General features: G+C 66.2%; 14 protein-coding genes and 1 pseudogene. 7 read left to right on the plus strand and 8 right to left on the minus strand.

Features of this window, described 5'->3' with window-relative positions; translation table 11 throughout:
* Positions 1 to 72 precede the first annotated feature (72 nt).
* A complete protein-coding gene (aldA, locus tag LGN17_RS24580; protein ID WP_226198962.1) occupies positions 73 to 1,497 on the minus strand; it encodes an aldehyde dehydrogenase in 1,425 nt (474 codons plus the stop codon).
* A 254-nt stretch (positions 1,498 to 1,751) separates the two neighbouring features.
* Between aldA and LGN17_RS24585 the strand changes: the two genes are divergently transcribed.
* The 3 genes from LGN17_RS24585 to LGN17_RS24595 all read left to right on the plus strand — a co-directional run bounded on the left by LGN17_RS24585 (position 1,752) and on the right by LGN17_RS24595 (position 3,547).
* The gene (locus LGN17_RS24585; RefSeq protein WP_226198963.1) at positions 1,752 to 2,006 is read left to right on the plus strand and encodes a type II toxin-antitoxin system Phd/YefM family antitoxin; all 255 of its coding nucleotides are present in this window, start codon (positions 1,752 to 1,754) and stop codon (positions 2,004 to 2,006) included.
* Between the two features lie 56 nt (positions 2,007 to 2,062).
* Positions 2,063 to 2,593, plus strand: a complete 531-nt coding sequence (locus tag LGN17_RS24590; RefSeq protein ID WP_226198964.1) for a hypothetical protein — start codon at positions 2,063 to 2,065, stop codon at positions 2,591 to 2,593.
* A gap of 357 nt (positions 2,594 to 2,950) precedes the next feature.
* Positions 2,951 to 3,547 carry a cupin domain-containing protein gene (locus LGN17_RS24595; RefSeq protein ID WP_226198965.1) on the plus strand — a complete coding sequence of 199 codons (597 nt, stop codon included), beginning with the start codon at positions 2,951 to 2,953 and terminating at the stop codon, positions 3,545 to 3,547.
* Positions 3,548 to 3,830: 283 nt separating this feature from the next.
* Here the strand turns inward: LGN17_RS24595 and LGN17_RS24600 are convergent.
* Positions 3,831 to 4,365 (minus strand): annotated as a pseudogene (locus tag LGN17_RS24600) (IS630 family transposase); the annotation flags it as partial.
* Between the two features lie 48 nt (positions 4,366 to 4,413).
* Positions 4,414 to 5,352: a LysR substrate-binding domain-containing protein gene (locus tag LGN17_RS24605; RefSeq protein WP_226198967.1), complete on the minus strand. Its 939-nt coding sequence runs from the start codon at positions 5,350 to 5,352 to the stop codon at positions 4,414 to 4,416.
* A gap of 230 nt (positions 5,353 to 5,582) precedes the next feature.
* Between LGN17_RS24605 and LGN17_RS24610 the strand changes: the two genes are divergently transcribed.
* Entirely contained in the window at positions 5,583 to 6,458 is an 876-nt protein-coding gene (locus LGN17_RS24610) for a LysR substrate-binding domain-containing protein (protein WP_226198970.1), read from the plus strand.
* A gap of 143 nt (positions 6,459 to 6,601) precedes the next feature.
* Here LGN17_RS24610 and LGN17_RS24615 read toward each other — a convergent pair whose 3' ends face one another.
* The 4 genes from LGN17_RS24615 to fae form a co-directional block, all read right to left on the minus strand.
* Positions 6,602 to 7,936 carry an MFS transporter gene (locus LGN17_RS24615; protein WP_226199140.1) on the minus strand — a complete coding sequence of 445 codons (1,335 nt, stop codon included), beginning with the start codon at positions 7,934 to 7,936 and terminating at the stop codon, positions 6,602 to 6,604.
* A 167-nt stretch (positions 7,937 to 8,103) separates the two neighbouring features.
* Positions 8,104 to 9,555, minus strand: coding sequence for an NAD-dependent succinate-semialdehyde dehydrogenase (locus LGN17_RS24620; protein WP_226198972.1), 1,452 nt, complete (start codon positions 9,553 to 9,555; stop codon positions 8,104 to 8,106).
* 56 nt (positions 9,556 to 9,611) lie between these two features.
* A complete protein-coding gene (locus tag LGN17_RS24625; RefSeq protein WP_175957146.1) occupies positions 9,612 to 10,634 on the minus strand; it encodes an aldo/keto reductase in 1,023 nt (340 codons plus the stop codon).
* 41 nt (positions 10,635 to 10,675) lie between these two features.
* Positions 10,676 to 11,200: a formaldehyde-activating enzyme gene (fae, locus tag LGN17_RS24630; RefSeq protein ID WP_011356415.1), complete on the minus strand. Its 525-nt coding sequence runs from the start codon at positions 11,198 to 11,200 to the stop codon at positions 10,676 to 10,678.
* 325 nt (positions 11,201 to 11,525) lie between these two features.
* Here fae and LGN17_RS24635 point away from each other — a divergent pair, with 325 nt between their 5' ends.
* The 3 genes from LGN17_RS24635 to LGN17_RS24645 all read left to right on the plus strand — a co-directional run bounded on the left by LGN17_RS24635 (position 11,526) and on the right by LGN17_RS24645 (position 13,714).
* Positions 11,526 to 12,446, plus strand: coding sequence for a LysR family transcriptional regulator (locus tag LGN17_RS24635; RefSeq protein WP_226198974.1), 921 nt, complete (start codon positions 11,526 to 11,528; stop codon positions 12,444 to 12,446).
* 224 nt (positions 12,447 to 12,670) lie between these two features.
* The gene (locus LGN17_RS24640; protein ID WP_226198976.1) at positions 12,671 to 13,021 is read left to right on the plus strand and encodes a hypothetical protein; all 351 of its coding nucleotides are present in this window, start codon (positions 12,671 to 12,673) and stop codon (positions 13,019 to 13,021) included.
* A gap of 132 nt (positions 13,022 to 13,153) precedes the next feature.
* A complete protein-coding gene (locus LGN17_RS24645; RefSeq protein ID WP_226198977.1) occupies positions 13,154 to 13,714 on the plus strand; it encodes a hypothetical protein in 561 nt (186 codons plus the stop codon).
* Here LGN17_RS24645 and LGN17_RS24650 read toward each other — a convergent pair whose 3' ends face one another.
* Positions 13,715 to 14,590, minus strand: a complete 876-nt coding sequence (locus LGN17_RS24650) for a LysR family transcriptional regulator (RefSeq protein ID WP_226198978.1) — start codon at positions 14,588 to 14,590, stop codon at positions 13,715 to 13,717.
* Positions 14,591 to 14,679 lie beyond the last annotated feature (89 nt).

Below are 14,679 nucleotides of genomic sequence, written 5' to 3' on the forward strand. Positions count from 1 at the left end.
CGGGTCAGGGGCGGTGCGCGCGGCGGGGTGTCGTGGTGCGCGCGCCGGAAACGGTGCGTCGGCGTGACGGCGTCAGTACTTCATGACGACGAGGCGCGTCTGCGTGAATTCGAGCATGCCGTGCTTGCCGTCGTCGCCGCCGAGGCCCGAGCGCTTCCAGCCGGCGTGGAAGCCCTGGTACGGGTCGGCCGGCGTGCGGTTCACGTACAGCTCGCCGGCTTCGATCGCGTTCGCGACGGTCATCGCGGTGCGGTAGTGCTCGGTGTAGAGCACCGACGACAGGCCGAACTGGTGGTCGTTCGCCTGCGCGATCGCTTCGTCGATCGTCGTGTAGCGCAGCACCGGCATGATCGGGCCGAAGGTTTCCTCCTGCACGATCTCCATGTCCTGGCGGCAGTTCGTCAGCAGCGTGGCCGGGTAGAAGAAGCCGGGGCCGGCCGGGATTGCGCCGCCGGTTTCGAGCGTCGCACCAGCGGCGATCGCGCGTTCGACCATCCCGTGGATGTGCGCGCGCGCCGATGCGCTGACGAGCGGGCCCATCCGCGTGGCGTCTTCCGCACGGTCGCCGATGCGCACGGCCGCCATCTTCTCTTTCAGCAGCGCGACGAAGCGATCATGCACGCTGTCGTGCACGTACACGCGCTCGATCGCCGTGCAGAGCTGGCCGCAATGAGTCGTCTTCGATGCGACGAGTGCAGCGGCCGCGCGTTCGAGGTCGGCGTCGGGCTCGATGATCGCGGGCGTCTTGCCGCCGAGTTCGAGCGACGGCTTCGCGATGTTCGCCTTGCAGTAGTCGAGCACCTTGCGGCCCGCGTTCACGCTGCCCGTCAGCGTGATCATCCCGACTGCCGGATGCGTGCACAGCGCTTCGGCCGTCGGGTGATCCATCGTCAGGATGTTGATCACGCCCGGCGGGAAGCCTGCATCGTCGGCGGCCTTCGCGATCTCGAACGCGGACACCGGCGTGTGGTTGCTCGGCCGCACGACTACGGTGTTGCCGGCGATCAGCGCGGGCGCGACCTTGCGCAGCAGCGTGTAGACAGGGTAGTTGAACGGGATCAGGCACGCGACGACGCCGATCGGCTCGCGTTGCAGGAACAGGTTCTCGTCCGGCGTGTCGCTCGGGATGATCTCGCCCTCGATCCGGCGCGCCCACTCGGCGTGGTAGCGCGTGATCTGGCCCGCGTAGACGGCTTCGTTCGACGCGTCCTCGACGCTCTTGCCGGATTCCTGCGCGAGCGCCGCGCCGATCTCGGGCGCGCGTGCGGCGAGCGCGTCGGCGAAGCGGTGCAGGCAGGCGGCGCGCTCGGCGCTCGGCAGCTTGCGCCAGGCTTTCTGCGCGGCGGCCGCGGCGTCGACGGCGGCGAGCGCCGCGGCCGGCGTCGCGGCCGGCACGCGCGCGAACGGCGCTTCGGTGGCGGGATTGTGGACGACGATGAACGTGTCGCTTTCCGGGGCGACGAAACGGCCGTTCACGTAGTTGCGTTCGGTGCGCATGAAGTGACTCCTCCGATGAATGCAGGCGGATCGCTTCGGGTGGCGACACGCGTGGCACGGGATGGAGGCCATTCTGTTCATGCGTTTGGCGCACGACAAACGACTTATTTTCGTGGCGACCATGAGAAAAACGCACGTTACCGAGTGAGTCGGGCGGAGTCGCCCGTCCGGCAAAGGACGGGCTTTTTCGCACTGCCCTGCGCAGAATGCGTAAATTACGTATAAAACGCATTCGACAGCCCCCGGAGGTCGCCATGCCAACCATTACTGCAACCGATCTGGCACGCAACACGCGCCAGATCCTCGACCAAGTCGCGCAGCGTCGCGAAACCGTCGTGGTCGAACGTAATCAGACCGTAATCGCTCGCCTGGTGCCGGCCGAACCCGTCATGAACGCGGCGCAGGCGCTCGAGGGCTTGCCGCAAACGCTAGGCGCCGAGGACGCGGCCCGCTGGCTGCGCGATAGCCGCACCGGCTTCGAAGATGGAGTGCGTGACCCGAGGGCGTGATCATCGACCGCTGCGTTTGGGTGGGCTTGGCAGGTGGTGCAGTTGAGCCGCGCGCCGTGATCGACACTACTGACGATGTGCCGGTGTTCATCTCGACGGTCTCGCTCGGCGAACTGGCATTCGGCGTGCACGCATGCGCGGACGCCGCCGACCGTGCGCGGCGGGCCGCACATCTGAGGCAGCTCGAGCGCCGGCCGGTGCTCGACGTCACGCGCCACACCGCGGCCGCTGCGAACTGCGCTGCGGCGTCGGTGGCCTTGCTGACGAAAACCGGGCCCAAGCGGGTCCGGCGGAATCTCGCCACGACCCGCGAGGCGAACGCGCGAGCTGAATCAATGCGGGATGAACGTGCGTTGGCGGACCGCCACCGCGATTCGCTGGCACGACAACGGATCTGCGACGCACTCGACGCTGCACCGTCCGCGATCGTCGACCGACCGGTCGCGCTCGATCGCGAGCTGCCACCGCGACGTTCGGGTTGCGCCGCAGCTGCGAAGATCGGATTTATGCCGACGTGCCGCTTACCGCGCTGGTCGGCCACAAGACGTCGAGGCCGTACTGCGGAAAGTCGAGCTGCAGGCCTATGACGTGAAACGGGTCGTGGTGATGGTCGATGTGCAGGATCGAGGCGAGACGGTGTATGCCGCGTTCAACGTGAATTGCGAGACCGTGTTGATCCACGCGCAGTGAGCGAGCGGATCGCTACTGGCATGTCGACAGCGATCAGATCGTGCCGATACCGGCACCGCGTTGCTGCGGTCGTTCATCATCGACTCAATGCAAATGAAACTAGCTGTATGCTGTTGGCCTGTCGCTGCGAATTCACGGTTTGCTTGCCGGTGATGGCTAAAGCAGCTTCCAGATACGAAGCAGTAAGGAATTGCAAATCGCAACAATCACATCGTATGTTGACAATAAAAAATAGAATTTTTCGTAGAGGGTCGATGGCAGTGATCGTGCAAGCCGCTGTCATTTCAACTTTTATCGCACTTGGCCTGATCTATGTTGGAGAAGTTATGGCGGAAGAAAGCACGCACAAGATTGAAAAATCGAAGGAATTTTGGATTAAAAAGCTTGGTCTGGCGCCGCACCCAGAGGGTGGGTACTTCAGATACGAGTTCGGTTCAGATGTGGTCCGAAAAACAGCGGACGGAGCTGAACGAAAAGACTATAGCGGAATATATTTCATGGTGACGCATGATAGTCCGTCACACTTTCATCAGATGAAGTCCGATGAAATATGGTATTACCACGCTGGGGATGCGTTGACGATGCATGTCATCGATGAAGCAGGGAAATACCGCACCGTCCGTATCGGCCCCAATCCGGATCGTGGGGAGGTGCTATCCGTGGTCATGCATGGTGGCTGGATTTTTGGCGCGTCAGTTGACTCGGGTGATTATACTTTGGTTAGTTGTACGGTAGTGCCGGGATTTGACGAGGCTGACTACAGAATATTAATTCAGTCTGAATTGTTGGAAAAATATCCAGAAAATCGGAATGCCATACTGAAAATGGCATACAAAAATCTTCCAAAATAAAAGGCGGGCGTGGTGTTGAGGTGCTCCGCTTTCTTGGTTCGATAGTCGTTTGCGCGGATGAATTTTGGACGGGGTCATTCGTGTCAACGGTGAACAGTATTCCAACCTGCCAAGTAGAGGCGATCTTTCCAAAAGATGGTGGGAAGCGCTCGTCGGGGGCAAGAATTCGTGTGAATTTCAGGTCTATCGCCCGTATCTCCGCACGACGCATCCAGACGCCAGCGCCGATATGTGCCGACGTCGTGCGAGCGAGAAGCGGGCGAACTCAACCTCACATTATCGTTTAGACCCGTGCGCAAAACCGTTCGAGGCTCGCGAGAATTTCATCGGCCGACTGGCTCCAGGCGAACGGCCGAGGATTCGCGTTATAGACGTCGAGGTAATGCCGGATTGCCTCTTCAAGTTGCCGTGTCGAGCGATGCGTGCCACGTCGAATGTACTTCTCGGTCAACGTGGCAAACCAACGTTCCACCTGATTGAGCCACGATGCAGACGTTGGGGTGAAGTGAACCTGGAAGCGCGGATGTCGAGCGAACCGGTTTTTGATCGAAGGCGCCTTATGCGTGCCGCAGTTATCCGTCACCCGATGCACGTCCAGATCAGCGGGCACGTTGGCATTGATCGTGCGCAGGAATTGCAGGAATTCACTACTGCGATGGCGACGATGCAATTCACCGATGATTTTGCCCGTGGCAATGTCCAGCGCGGCAAGCGAGGTGGCGATGCCGTGGCGCATGTACTCGGGTACGGCGCTCGGGAATGCTGGGCGCCAACGCTAGTATGGGCTGCGTGCGGTCCAACGCCCGGATCTGGCTCTTCTATTACGACAGGCGGCAATTTATTCAACGAATTTCCAACTCGCAACACTACGCCAGCGGCACTTGCGGAAGCGGCGACGACGGTTCGAGATGGCGTTTCGCGAGCCACACTTCCTGCTGCAGCCAGTCGCGGAACTGGACGATGTGCGGCAGGTTCGTCTGCTCGGGCCGCGTGACGAACCAGTACGACTGGTGGCCGTCGACATGCACGTTGAGCACCTGCATCAGTTGCCCGGTCGCGAGTTCGCGCGCGACCATGTGGCGGTCGGCGATCGTGATGCCGAGACCGTCGATCGCCGCCCGGATCGCGTGGTCGAGCAAGTCGAATTCGTAGCCGCCGCGTGTGTCGACGTCGGCGATGCCGGCGGCTTTCAGCCAGTGCTGCCAGGTCAGGTAGCGCTGGTCGTCGGTGGCGAGCACGTGCAGCAGCGTGAAGCGGTTCAGGTCGATCGGCGCGCCGTCCTGTCGCAGCCGCGCATACAGCGCGGGCGCGCAGACAGCGATATGCTGCTCCTGCATCAGCAGTGCGTTGTCGAAGCCGTCCCATTCGCCGTCGCCGAACCGGATCGCGCAGTCGAGCACGCGCGATTCGCCGAGGCTGTCGTGAATGCGGGTCGTGAGGCTCAGCTCGAATTCGGGATGCGCGTCGCGCAACCGGCCGAGGCGCGGCACCAGCCAGCGCGCGGCGAAGGTGGGCGGCACGTTCGCGCGCAGACGGTTCAGGTGGGTTTTTTCCTGCAGGCTGCGCACGGTCAGCTCGATCTTGTCGAACGATTGCTGCAGTGCGCGCAGCAGCACGCGGCCGGCCGCGGTCAGTTCGAGCTGGTGATGGCGGCGCTCGAGGAGGGTTTCGCCGAGCTGGCCCTCGAGCTGGCGGACCTGGCGGCTCACCGCGCTCTGCGTCACGTTGAGCAACTCGGCCGCGCGGGTGAAGCTGCCGGTGCGGCCGGCCATCTCGAAGGCTTTCAGCGCATTCAGCGCCGGCATCTTGCGTCTCACGGGCGGTGTAGTGTTTGGTGCGGGATGCTTATTGTAGGCGGATGGCCGCGGGCGCGGGGACGATGAATGGCGGCGATGGAGCGCGCGGGCCCAGGAGGCTTCGACGGCGTGGCGGCTGGCGCGCCGGGGTGCGACACTGCCGCTCTCGGGATGGCCGGCGGCGCCTGCCGGCAACGACACGAACGATACGAACGATACAAACGAAAGGGACACACATCATGCGACGCCTGCCATCGTTGATCGCATTGCGATTTTTCGAGGAGACCGCGCGTCACCTGAGCTTCAACCGCGCGGCGGTTTCGCTGTGCGTGACGCAGGGGGCGGTGAGCCGGCAGATCCGGCTGCTCGAGGAAGCGCTCGGCGCGCGGCTGTTCGAGCGCGATCACAAGGGCGTGCGCCTGACCGATGCCGGCCAGCGGCTGCTGCCGTTCATCGGGCAGGCGTTCGACACGATCGAACGTGGCGTCGGCGAAATCGCCGCCACGCGGCCGGGCGCCAAGCGGCGGCTGACGGTGTCGTTGCCGCCCACGTTCGCGACGCAGTGGTTTTCGCCGCGGCTCGGCACCCTCGCGGAGGCGCTGCCTGACGTCGAGCTGTCGATCCGCACGGAGCCGGCTGACGATTGTCATTGCCACATCCGCTTCGGGCGCACGGCGCGCGCCGGGATGCAGTCGGAACTGCTGATGATGGAGCGGCATGCGCTCGTCGGCGCACCGCGCTATCGCGGCGATGCGCTCGATGTGCTGCTCGGCCGGTTGCCGTCGCTGCATGTGCTGCACGAAGGCAAGCGCCTGACGCTGTGGGCCGACTGGTGCGAGCAGGCGGGCGTGCCGCTGACGCGGATCGGCGACGGCATCGAGTTTTCCACGCTCGAACAGGCGATTCGCGCGGCTCGCAAGGGCGCGGGGCTCGCGGTGGTCGACCTCAACATGATCGAGGAGGAGATCGGCGAGGGCAGCCTCGTGCGGCTGTCGCCGGTGCAGCCGATCGGGCCGTTCGGCTATTGGCTCGATGTCGAGCCGGAGAGTGTCGCGGTCGAACCGGTGGTCGCGTTTGCTGCGTGGTTGCGGGAGCAGGCGGGGAGGAGAGGGTAGGCGGCGAGGGCGATGGGACGCGGCCGATCTTTCCGTGCGAACACGCTCGCGCGCGTCGTCGCAGCGGCGCATCGGCATGGCGTCGATGCGAACGCCTTGATCGCGCGCGATGAAGCAGGCGGGTACGTAGCCCGCTGCCACCGTCAATGCCCCGATGCCTGCTCCAGCGTCAGGTGCTTCGTCTCCGGCGCCCATGCGATCGACACGATCATTCCCACCAGCAGCACGCCCGCGAGCGCGAACATCGTCGCGTGAAAGCCGAGCGTCGCGATGCCGGCCGGCAGCAGGAACGTGCCGATCGCCGAACCGAGCCGGCTGCACGCGATCGCGAGCCCCACGCCGCTCGCGCGCACTTCGGTCGGGAAGCACTCGGGCGGGAACACGCCGACGAGATTGCTGAACGCCGACATCGTCAGCGTGAAGATCGCGAACGCGACGATCATCGCGATGGCCGCCGACGACGGCAGCACCGCGAGCGCGACGAGCGATGCGCACGTCACCGCGAACGAGCCGATCAGGAAGCCGCGCCGCGACAGCCGGATCGTCAGCCAGATGCCGATCAGCGCGCCCAGCACGAGGAAGCCGTTCAGCAGCAGGTCCGCGCCGAAGCCTTCGGCGAGGCCGATCGTCTTCAGGATCGTCGGCAGGAACGTGTAGATCGCGAAATACGGAATCACGAGGCACACGAAGAACGCACAGTTGAAAACCGTGCGGCGGATCAGGTCACGCTGGAACAGCCGCGCGAAGCCGCCATGCGCATGCGGCTCGGTCGAGCCGTCGAGCATCACGTGCGGCCCGAAATGCTTCGCGACGATCGCGCGCGCCTCCTGCGCGCGGCCTTTGCCGAGCAGCCAGCGCGGCGATTCGGGCGTGCCGATCCGCAGCACCAGCACGATCAGCGCGGGCAACGCCGCCGACGCGAGCAGCCAGCGCCAGGCGTCGGGCGTGACGTCGCTGTACGCGAGACCGAGCACGTTCGCGGCGACATAGCCGATCGTCCAGATCACGCTGAACGAGCCGAGCAGCGCACCGCGATGCTTGCGCGGCGAGAATTCGGCGAGGATGGCGTGGCCGACCGTGAAATCGCCGCCCATCCCGAAGCCGATCAGCACGCGCAGCAAACACAGTTCGAGCGGCGACGTGACGAAGAACTGCGCGAACGCGGCCGCGGTGATGATCACGAAGCTCGTCAGGAAGATCTTCTGCCGGCCCATCCGGTCGGACAGCCAGCCGAACACGAGACTGCCGAAGAAGATGCCGATCAGCGCCGAGCTGCCGATCATCCCCATCCAGAACGCATCGATCGGCATCTGCTTGCCGAGCGCGGCGAGCGCGTAGCCGATCGTGCCGAGCGTGTAGCCCTCGGTGAAATGCGCGCCGAACGTCAGGCCGGCGATCTTCACGTGAAAGCGGTTGAGCGGCACGTCGTCGAGCGCGACGGGGCGGTGCGGCGCCTCGGCGCCGCGCGACAGCGGCAATGCGCGCGCCGTGCCGGATTGAACGTTGGCTTGAGTCAAGCTGCCTCCTGGATTGTAGGTGTGCGTGCAGCGGCGCGCGGCGGCGGAACGCCGCCGAGCATGCCGTGCGAGGCGCCGCGCGGCCGGGCGGCGCGCGGCGCGGGTCGACCGCGGGGAGCGGCCGGTGGTCAGCGGCCGAGGCCGGCCATCAGCGTGTACTTGAGTTCCACGTATTCGTCGAGGCCGTACTTCGAGCCTTCGCGGCCGAGCCCCGATTGCTTGACGCCGCCGAACGGCGCGACCTCGGTCGAGATGATCCCGTCGTTGACGCCGACCATTCCGCTCTCCAGCGCACCCGATACGCGCCACGCCCGGCCGAGGTCGCGCGTGTAGAAGTACGCGGACAGCCCGAACGGCGTGTCGTTGGCCGCGGCCACGGCTTCCGCCTCGGTCGCGAAGCGGAAGCAGGCGGCGACGGGGCCGAAAGTTTCCTCTTCGGCGATCAGCATGTCGGCCGTCATGCCGGTGAGCACGGTCGGCTCGTAGAACGTGCCGCCGAGCGCGTGACGCTTGCCGCCGGTGAGCGCGTGCGCGCCCTTCGCGACGGCATCGGCCACGTGCCGCTCGACCTTGCCGAGCGCCGCGTCGTTGATCAGCGGCCCCTGGTCGACTTCGCCCGCGAGCGCGTTGCCGACGCGCAGCGTGCGCACCGCGTCGGCGAGCTTGCGCGTGAACGCGTCGTACACGCCGTCCTGCACGAGAAAGCGGTTCACGCACACGCAGGTCTGGCCCGTGTTGCGGAACTTCGATGCGATCGCGCCCTCGACCGCCGCATCGAGATCGGCATCGTCGAACACGATGAACGGCGCATTGCCGCCGAGTTCGAGCGACAGCTTCTTCAGCGTGTCGGCCGACTGCTTCGCGAGCAGCTTGCCGACCCGCGTCGAGCCCGTGAACGACAGCTTGCGCACGACGGACGAACTCGTCAGCGTCTCGCCGATCGCAACCGCATCGCCCGACACGACGTTGAACACGCCGGCCGGCACGCCCGCGCGCTCGGCGAGCACCGCGAGTGCGAATGCCGACAGCGGCGTTTCCTCGGACGGCTTCAGTACCATCGTGCAGCCGGCCGCGAGCGCGGGGCCGGCCTTGCGCGTGATCATCGCGAGCGGGAAATTCCACGGCGTGATGGCCGCGACGACGCCGACCGGCTCGCGCGTGACGACGATCTGCGAATTCGGCTTCGGGCTCGGGATCACGTCGCCGTACATGCGCTTCGCTTCTTCCGCGAACCATTCGAGAAAGCTCGCCGCATACGCGACTTCACCACGCGCTTCCGCGAGCGGCTTGCCTTGCTCGCGCGTCAGCAGCTCGGCGAGCGCGTCGCGGTGTTCGAGCATCAGCTCGCCCCAGTGCTTCACGCGGGCGCCGCGTTCCTTCGCGGTCAGTGCGCGCCACGCGGGAAACGCGTGCGCGGCGGCGTCGATCGCGCGTTGGGTGTCGTCGGCGCCGCCTTTCGCGACCTTCGCGATCGTCTCGCCGGTCGCGGGGTTGAACACCGGATAGGTTGCATCGCTCGCGCCATGCGGTTCATGCCATTCGCCGCCGATGAAATGGCCGGTCCTCAGAAATGCGTTCATTGTGTGTCGTTCCTTCAGTGCCTCGGAGCCTCTCGGTACCGCAGTCCTTCAAACTTTCAGTCCGTCGCGAAGCTGCCCTGCGCCGGACGCGAGGTGCGCGCGATGCGTTTGCCGGCCGTGTAGTCGTTGATCAGGTCGCACGGCGTGTAGTTGCGTTCCAGCTCGTGCAGCTCTTCGTCGGTGAGTTGCGTTTCGAGCGCGCCGAGCGCGCTGTCGAACTGCGCGACGGAATCCGCGCCGACCAGCATGCTCGCGATGCCGGGGCGGCCCAGCACCCACGCCTGCGCGATCTGCGCGGGCGGCACGCCGCGGCGCTTCGCGACCTTCGCGACCGATTCCGCGATCGCGAGCGACGATGCGTCGCCATACATCTGCGCGGTGAAGAAGTCGGTCTGGTTGCGCGTCGATTGCGGCTCGCAGGTGAGCAGGCCGCGCGCGAGCGGGCTGAACACCGATACGCCGACGCCCTGGTCGATGCAGTACGGCACCATCTCGCGCTCTTCCTCGCGATACGCGAGGTTCAGCTGCAGCTGCATGTTGATCGGCTTGTCCCAGCCGTTTCGTTCGCAGGCCTGCATGATCTTCGCGAACTGCCACGTGTACATCGTCGACACGCCGATATAGCGCGCCTTGCCCGCGCGCACGATGTCGTGCAGCGTGCTCATCGTTTCCTCGACGGGCGTGTTCACGTCGAAGAAGTGCAGCATGAAGATGTCGACGTAATCCATCCCGAGGCGCTTCAGCGACCCGTCGATGCCGTCGAGCACGTGCTTGCGCGAATGGCCGCCCGCGTTCGGATAGCTGCCCATGTCGTAGCCGACCTTGGTCGTCACGACCAGCTCCTCGCGGCGCGCGTTGCGCTTCAGGATGCGGCCGACCACTTCCTCGCCGACGCCGGTCGAATAGAAATCCGCGAGATCGATGAAGTTGACGCCGGCGTCGAGTGCGCGGCGCACGATCGGCTCGCTCTGCGCTTCGTCGAAGATCCAGGGCTTCCATTCGGGGGTGCCCATGTTCATCGTGCCGAGACACAGGCGGGACACCTTCAGGCCGGACTGGCCGAGGCGGACGTATTCCATGTTTCCTCCAGGTGCGGCCTTGTATCGGCCGCTTGTCGTCGTCAGTTTTTCTTCGGGGTGTAGAACGGGTTCGACACGTCGCGCGCGGCGGCGAACACCGCGTCGCGATGCGGCAGCCCTTCCATCGCCGCGACGATCGCGTTGCGGCACGCGCGGTAGTTGTTCTCGAACACGGCGTCGAGATCGTCGGTCTGCGGGTTCACCCAGTTCGCGGACACGACGACCCAGTCGTTCTCCGCTTCGGGCGGTAGCGTGCCGTTCTCGAGCGCTTCGGCCACGGCCTTCGCGATGCCGGCCTGCGACGCGCCCCACGTGGCATTGCCGTGGAAGTCGCTGGCGATCTGCGCCTTGTTCACGTACAGCGTGAGCGGCTTGGTCGGCACGCCCGGCTGCGCGATCACGACGAACGGCGCATGGCCGGCCGACGGCGTGGCGAGCGCGGTGGCGAACGCCTGGCCCGCCGGGCCGTTGCGCGGGCCGACCAGCACGTTGATGTGCGCGAGGTTGACGCCGGGGCCTTCGAAGCCTTCGCCGATGTAAAGCTGCCTGGGTTGGGATGCGGTCATTGCGGTGTCTCGTCGATGAGGTGGGTGTGAGGCGATTGTGGTGGGCCGTGGCGCGGCCGGTGAATCGATGTTTTCTGATCGGGCCATGAGTTTTCGTCGTCTCCGGGAAAGCCCTGATCCCGATGCGCGAATGCCCGCCGGGCGGGCCTCGGCCGTTGTCGTGACGGCGGGCGGGGCGGGATCGGCGGGTGGGCAATCGCGTACCGGCTCCGGGTTTGTCATACCCGGGCAGGGGTTGGAGGGCCGAGCGCATCTGGACAACAATCGGCGTACTCCGAGCCCTATCTTTCGTCTTCCCTTTTTTTTTCGAAAGCGAGTAATTCCGATGGCTGCCATTCAAAGGCCCGATTGGTCGAAGCTCAGTTCGCTCGATCCGGAGCTGATCCGGGCATTCGTCGCCGTGGTCGAGAGCGGCGGTTTCACCGCGGCGGCCCGGCAACTGCATCGCACGCAATCGACGATCAGCCTGCGCATCCGCACGCTCGAGGAGCGGCTCGACACGCACCTGTTCATGCGCAACAGCCGGCGGCTCGAGCTGTCGCGCGACGGCGAGAATTTCCTGATCCACGCGCGCCGGATCATCCAGGTGCAGAACGACGCGATCCTCGCGCTGAAGCAGGCGAGCAGCGACCGCGGCGTCGTGCGCTTCGGGCTGCCCGAGGACTATGCGGAGCTGTGGCTGCCCGACCTGCTGAAGTCGTTCTATGCGACGCGGCCGGGCGCGCGTTTTCATGTGCATTGCCGCACGTCGCTCGAACTGCTCGAACGGCTGCAGGCCGGCGAGCTCGACGTCGCGCTCGTCGTGCGGCATGGCCCGAACGCGAGCGGGCGGCTGCTTGGCCGACACGACGTCGTGTGGGCGGCGCACCGCGATTTCGCGCTGGACCCGCAGGCGTCGGTGCCGCTCGCGCTGTTTCCGGAGACGTGCTGCTACCGGCAGCGCGGGCTGCAGGCGCTCGCGACGGCCGAGCGGCCGTATCACGTCGTCTATACGAGCCAGAGCCCGACCGGCATCAAGATCGCGGTGAACCACGGCGCGGCCGTGACGATGATCGACCGCTGCACGCTGCCCGAGAACTGGCGCGTGCTCGACGAGACGGACGGGCTGCCGCCGCTGCCGGCGGCCGATCTCGAACTGCATCGCTCGCCGGGCATCTGCGACCCGCTGACCGACGATCTGGTGTCGCTGATCGAATCGATGGTCGACGAGCGGCGGCGTGCGTCGCTCGACGCGTTCGCCGCGTAACGGAACGACCACGGGGTCGCACGCCGCGCGGGCGAGGTTGGGGCAAGCTGCGGCGCGAGATCGCCGCGCGTGCGTGACGACCGCACGGACAGCTTCCGGCCGGTGTCGTGTTGTGTCCCCGATGGCGTTTTTTGCATCGGCGGCGCGTTTTTTTGCACGACGTTTATGCCGTCTCTTCTAAGCTGGGGAGGTGTCGAACAGCCGAGACGGCTTCCGTCCGCTCCATGACCTTCATTCATCCCGTTCCCGCCTTCGATGTCGCCGGCCGCCAGTTGCGCGCCGGCGCACGCAACAACGTCATTCCGTTCCCGCCGCCGCGCCCGCGCCTGCGGTTGCCCGTCACGCTGACGGCCGACTCCGGCGAACGCGCGCACGCCCTGCTCGCGGCGCTGCTGCATTCCCCGCTCGGCGTCCATGTCGTCAGCGCGCGTGCCGTGCGCGACGTGGTTCACGTGCACTTCGACATCGCACCGGAAGACCTGGATTTCACGCTGCGCACGCTGATCGCGCAGCAGGCCGATGCGGTGATCGGGCCGGTCGCGCGCCGTTTGCGCGTCGGGCCGAAGGCGCGGTGAAGCGAGGAACGGTTGTTGCTCGTTCCTGGATGGTTTGTCCGATCCGCCGCCCGATCGCCGGTGCCCGCCCGCAGGCGGCACGGCGGCGAGCGACATCGCGTGCGCGGCGCCGATCCTGAATATGGAGGGGTCATGGACCTCATGGAAGCAGTGCCTGTCGCGCGGCCGGCGAGCCGTCGCGTACCGACGGCGTCGCTGCCGTCGGGCCAGCAACTCGCGCGTCAGCTCGTGACGACGGTGCGCGTGGCCGAAGTGCTGCTGCATCAGGCGATCGTCGTGCCCGACGGGCATCAGTGGTCGGTCGACACCGAGCGGGTCGACGCGGCCGGCGGGCCGCTCGCGGCGTGGGAAACCTGCGTGACCTGGCGGATCGGCAAGGTGTTCGCCGCGACGGTGAGCCCGGCCGCGCGCGTCAACGATCGCGACCAGGTCGCCGTCGAGATCCGGCTCTGCCTGCCCGAACAGGACTATATGGCCGGGCGGCGCGTGAGCACGTTCGGCCGCTGCCACGGCAACCGCTTCGGCGCGACGCTGTCGGTCGCGTCGGGGGCGCAGTGGGGTTGGCAACGCAAGGAGCACGTCGCACCGGAACACGCGCAGCTGCGCGGCGATACGCTCGAGGCGCTCGTCGATGCGGTGGCCGCGAACGTCAACGCGGCGCTGGCCGCGGCCGGATTCGGCGCGACGCGCTGATCACGCGTCGGCGGTTTGCCCGGTCTGCCGCTGCAGGTCTTCCATCAACTGCTCCGCGAGAAAGTCGCACGGCGGCCGCTTCGATTTGGTGCTGCGCGCGAGGATCAGTTCGAGCGGCGGCAGGTCGGGCAGCCCGTGCGAGCGGCCGAGCATCGACAGTTGCGCGGGAATCGCGCAGCGCGCGAGCGGCGCGACCGCGAGGCCGGCCTCGACCATGCTGAGCAGCCCGAGCAGGCTCGGGCTTTCGTAGGAGGTGCGGTACGACACCTTGGCGCGCTCCAGGCTGCGGATCGCGTTCTCGCGCGCGACGCTGCCCGGCATGAACACCGCGATCGGCAGCGGCCGCTCTTCCCACACGCGCGGCCCGTTCGTCATCGCGGCCCACGCCATCGGCTCGTGGCGGATGAAATCGCCGGTCAGCCCCTTGATGCGCGTGCCGCACACGAGATCGACGGTGCCCTCCTTGATCAGCGGCGCGAGCGCGCTGCTCGGCAGCCCCATCACCTGGATCTCGACCTTCGGGTAGGTCGCCGAGAATTTCTTCAGGACCGACGGCAGCAGCGACGACGCGTAGTCGTCCGGCACGCCGATCACGACTTTACCGGTCACTTCCGGCCGCACCACGGCCGCCCACGCCTCGTCGCGCAGCGCCAGCATTCGTCTGGCGAATCCGAGCAGCACCTCGCCTTCGCGCGTCAGCACGATGCTGCGCGGCTTGCGCACGAACAGCGGCCGGCCGATCGCGTCTTCCAGGCTCTTGATCTGCATGCTCACGGCCGACTGCGAGCGGTTCACGGCCTCGGCGGCGCGGGTCATGTTGCCGGTTTCCGCGACGGCGACGACGGTGGCCAGCACGTCGTGATCGAGCATCTTCATGGGTATCAGGAAAACTGAACGTAACGATCAGCATTATGCGTTTTTATTGTTGCTGTGTGTCTGCCATAGTGCGATCACGCTGACGTTTC

Origin of the sequence: Burkholderia sp. AU30280 (genome assembly GCF_020420125.1) — a bacterium.
Lineage (GTDB): Bacteria > Pseudomonadota > Gammaproteobacteria > Burkholderiales > Burkholderiaceae > Burkholderia.

Coding starts and splice junctions, on each gene's coding strand:
- LGN17_RS24635 (WP_226198974.1), top strand. CDS start 11,526: ATGGCTGCCATTCAAAGGCCCGATTGGTCGAAGCTCAGTTCGCTCGAT.
- LGN17_RS24640 (WP_226198976.1), top strand. CDS start 12,671: ATGACCTTCATTCATCCCGTTCCCGCCTTCGATGTCGCCGGCCGCCAG.
- fae (WP_011356415.1), bottom strand. CDS start 11,200: ATGACCGCATCCCAACCCAGGCAGCTTTACATCGGCGAAGGCTTCGAA.
- aldA (WP_226198962.1), bottom strand. CDS start 1,497: ATGCGCACCGAACGCAACTACGTGAACGGCCGTTTCGTCGCCCCGGAA.
- LGN17_RS24650 (WP_226198978.1), bottom strand. CDS start 14,590: ATGAAGATGCTCGATCACGACGTGCTGGCCACCGTCGTCGCCGTCGCG.
- LGN17_RS24610 (WP_226198970.1), top strand. CDS start 5,583: ATGCGACGCCTGCCATCGTTGATCGCATTGCGATTTTTCGAGGAGACC.
- LGN17_RS24585 (WP_226198963.1), top strand. CDS start 1,752: ATGCCAACCATTACTGCAACCGATCTGGCACGCAACACGCGCCAGATC.
- LGN17_RS24620 (WP_226198972.1), bottom strand. CDS start 9,555: ATGAACGCATTTCTGAGGACCGGCCATTTCATCGGCGGCGAATGGCAT.
- LGN17_RS24605 (WP_226198967.1), bottom strand. CDS start 5,352: ATGCCGGCGCTGAATGCGCTGAAAGCCTTCGAGATGGCCGGCCGCACC.
- LGN17_RS24625 (WP_175957146.1), bottom strand. CDS start 10,634: ATGGAATACGTCCGCCTCGGCCAGTCCGGCCTGAAGGTGTCCCGCCTG.
- LGN17_RS24595 (WP_226198965.1), top strand. CDS start 2,951: ATGGCAGTGATCGTGCAAGCCGCTGTCATTTCAACTTTTATCGCACTT.
- LGN17_RS24645 (WP_226198977.1), top strand. CDS start 13,154: ATGGACCTCATGGAAGCAGTGCCTGTCGCGCGGCCGGCGAGCCGTCGC.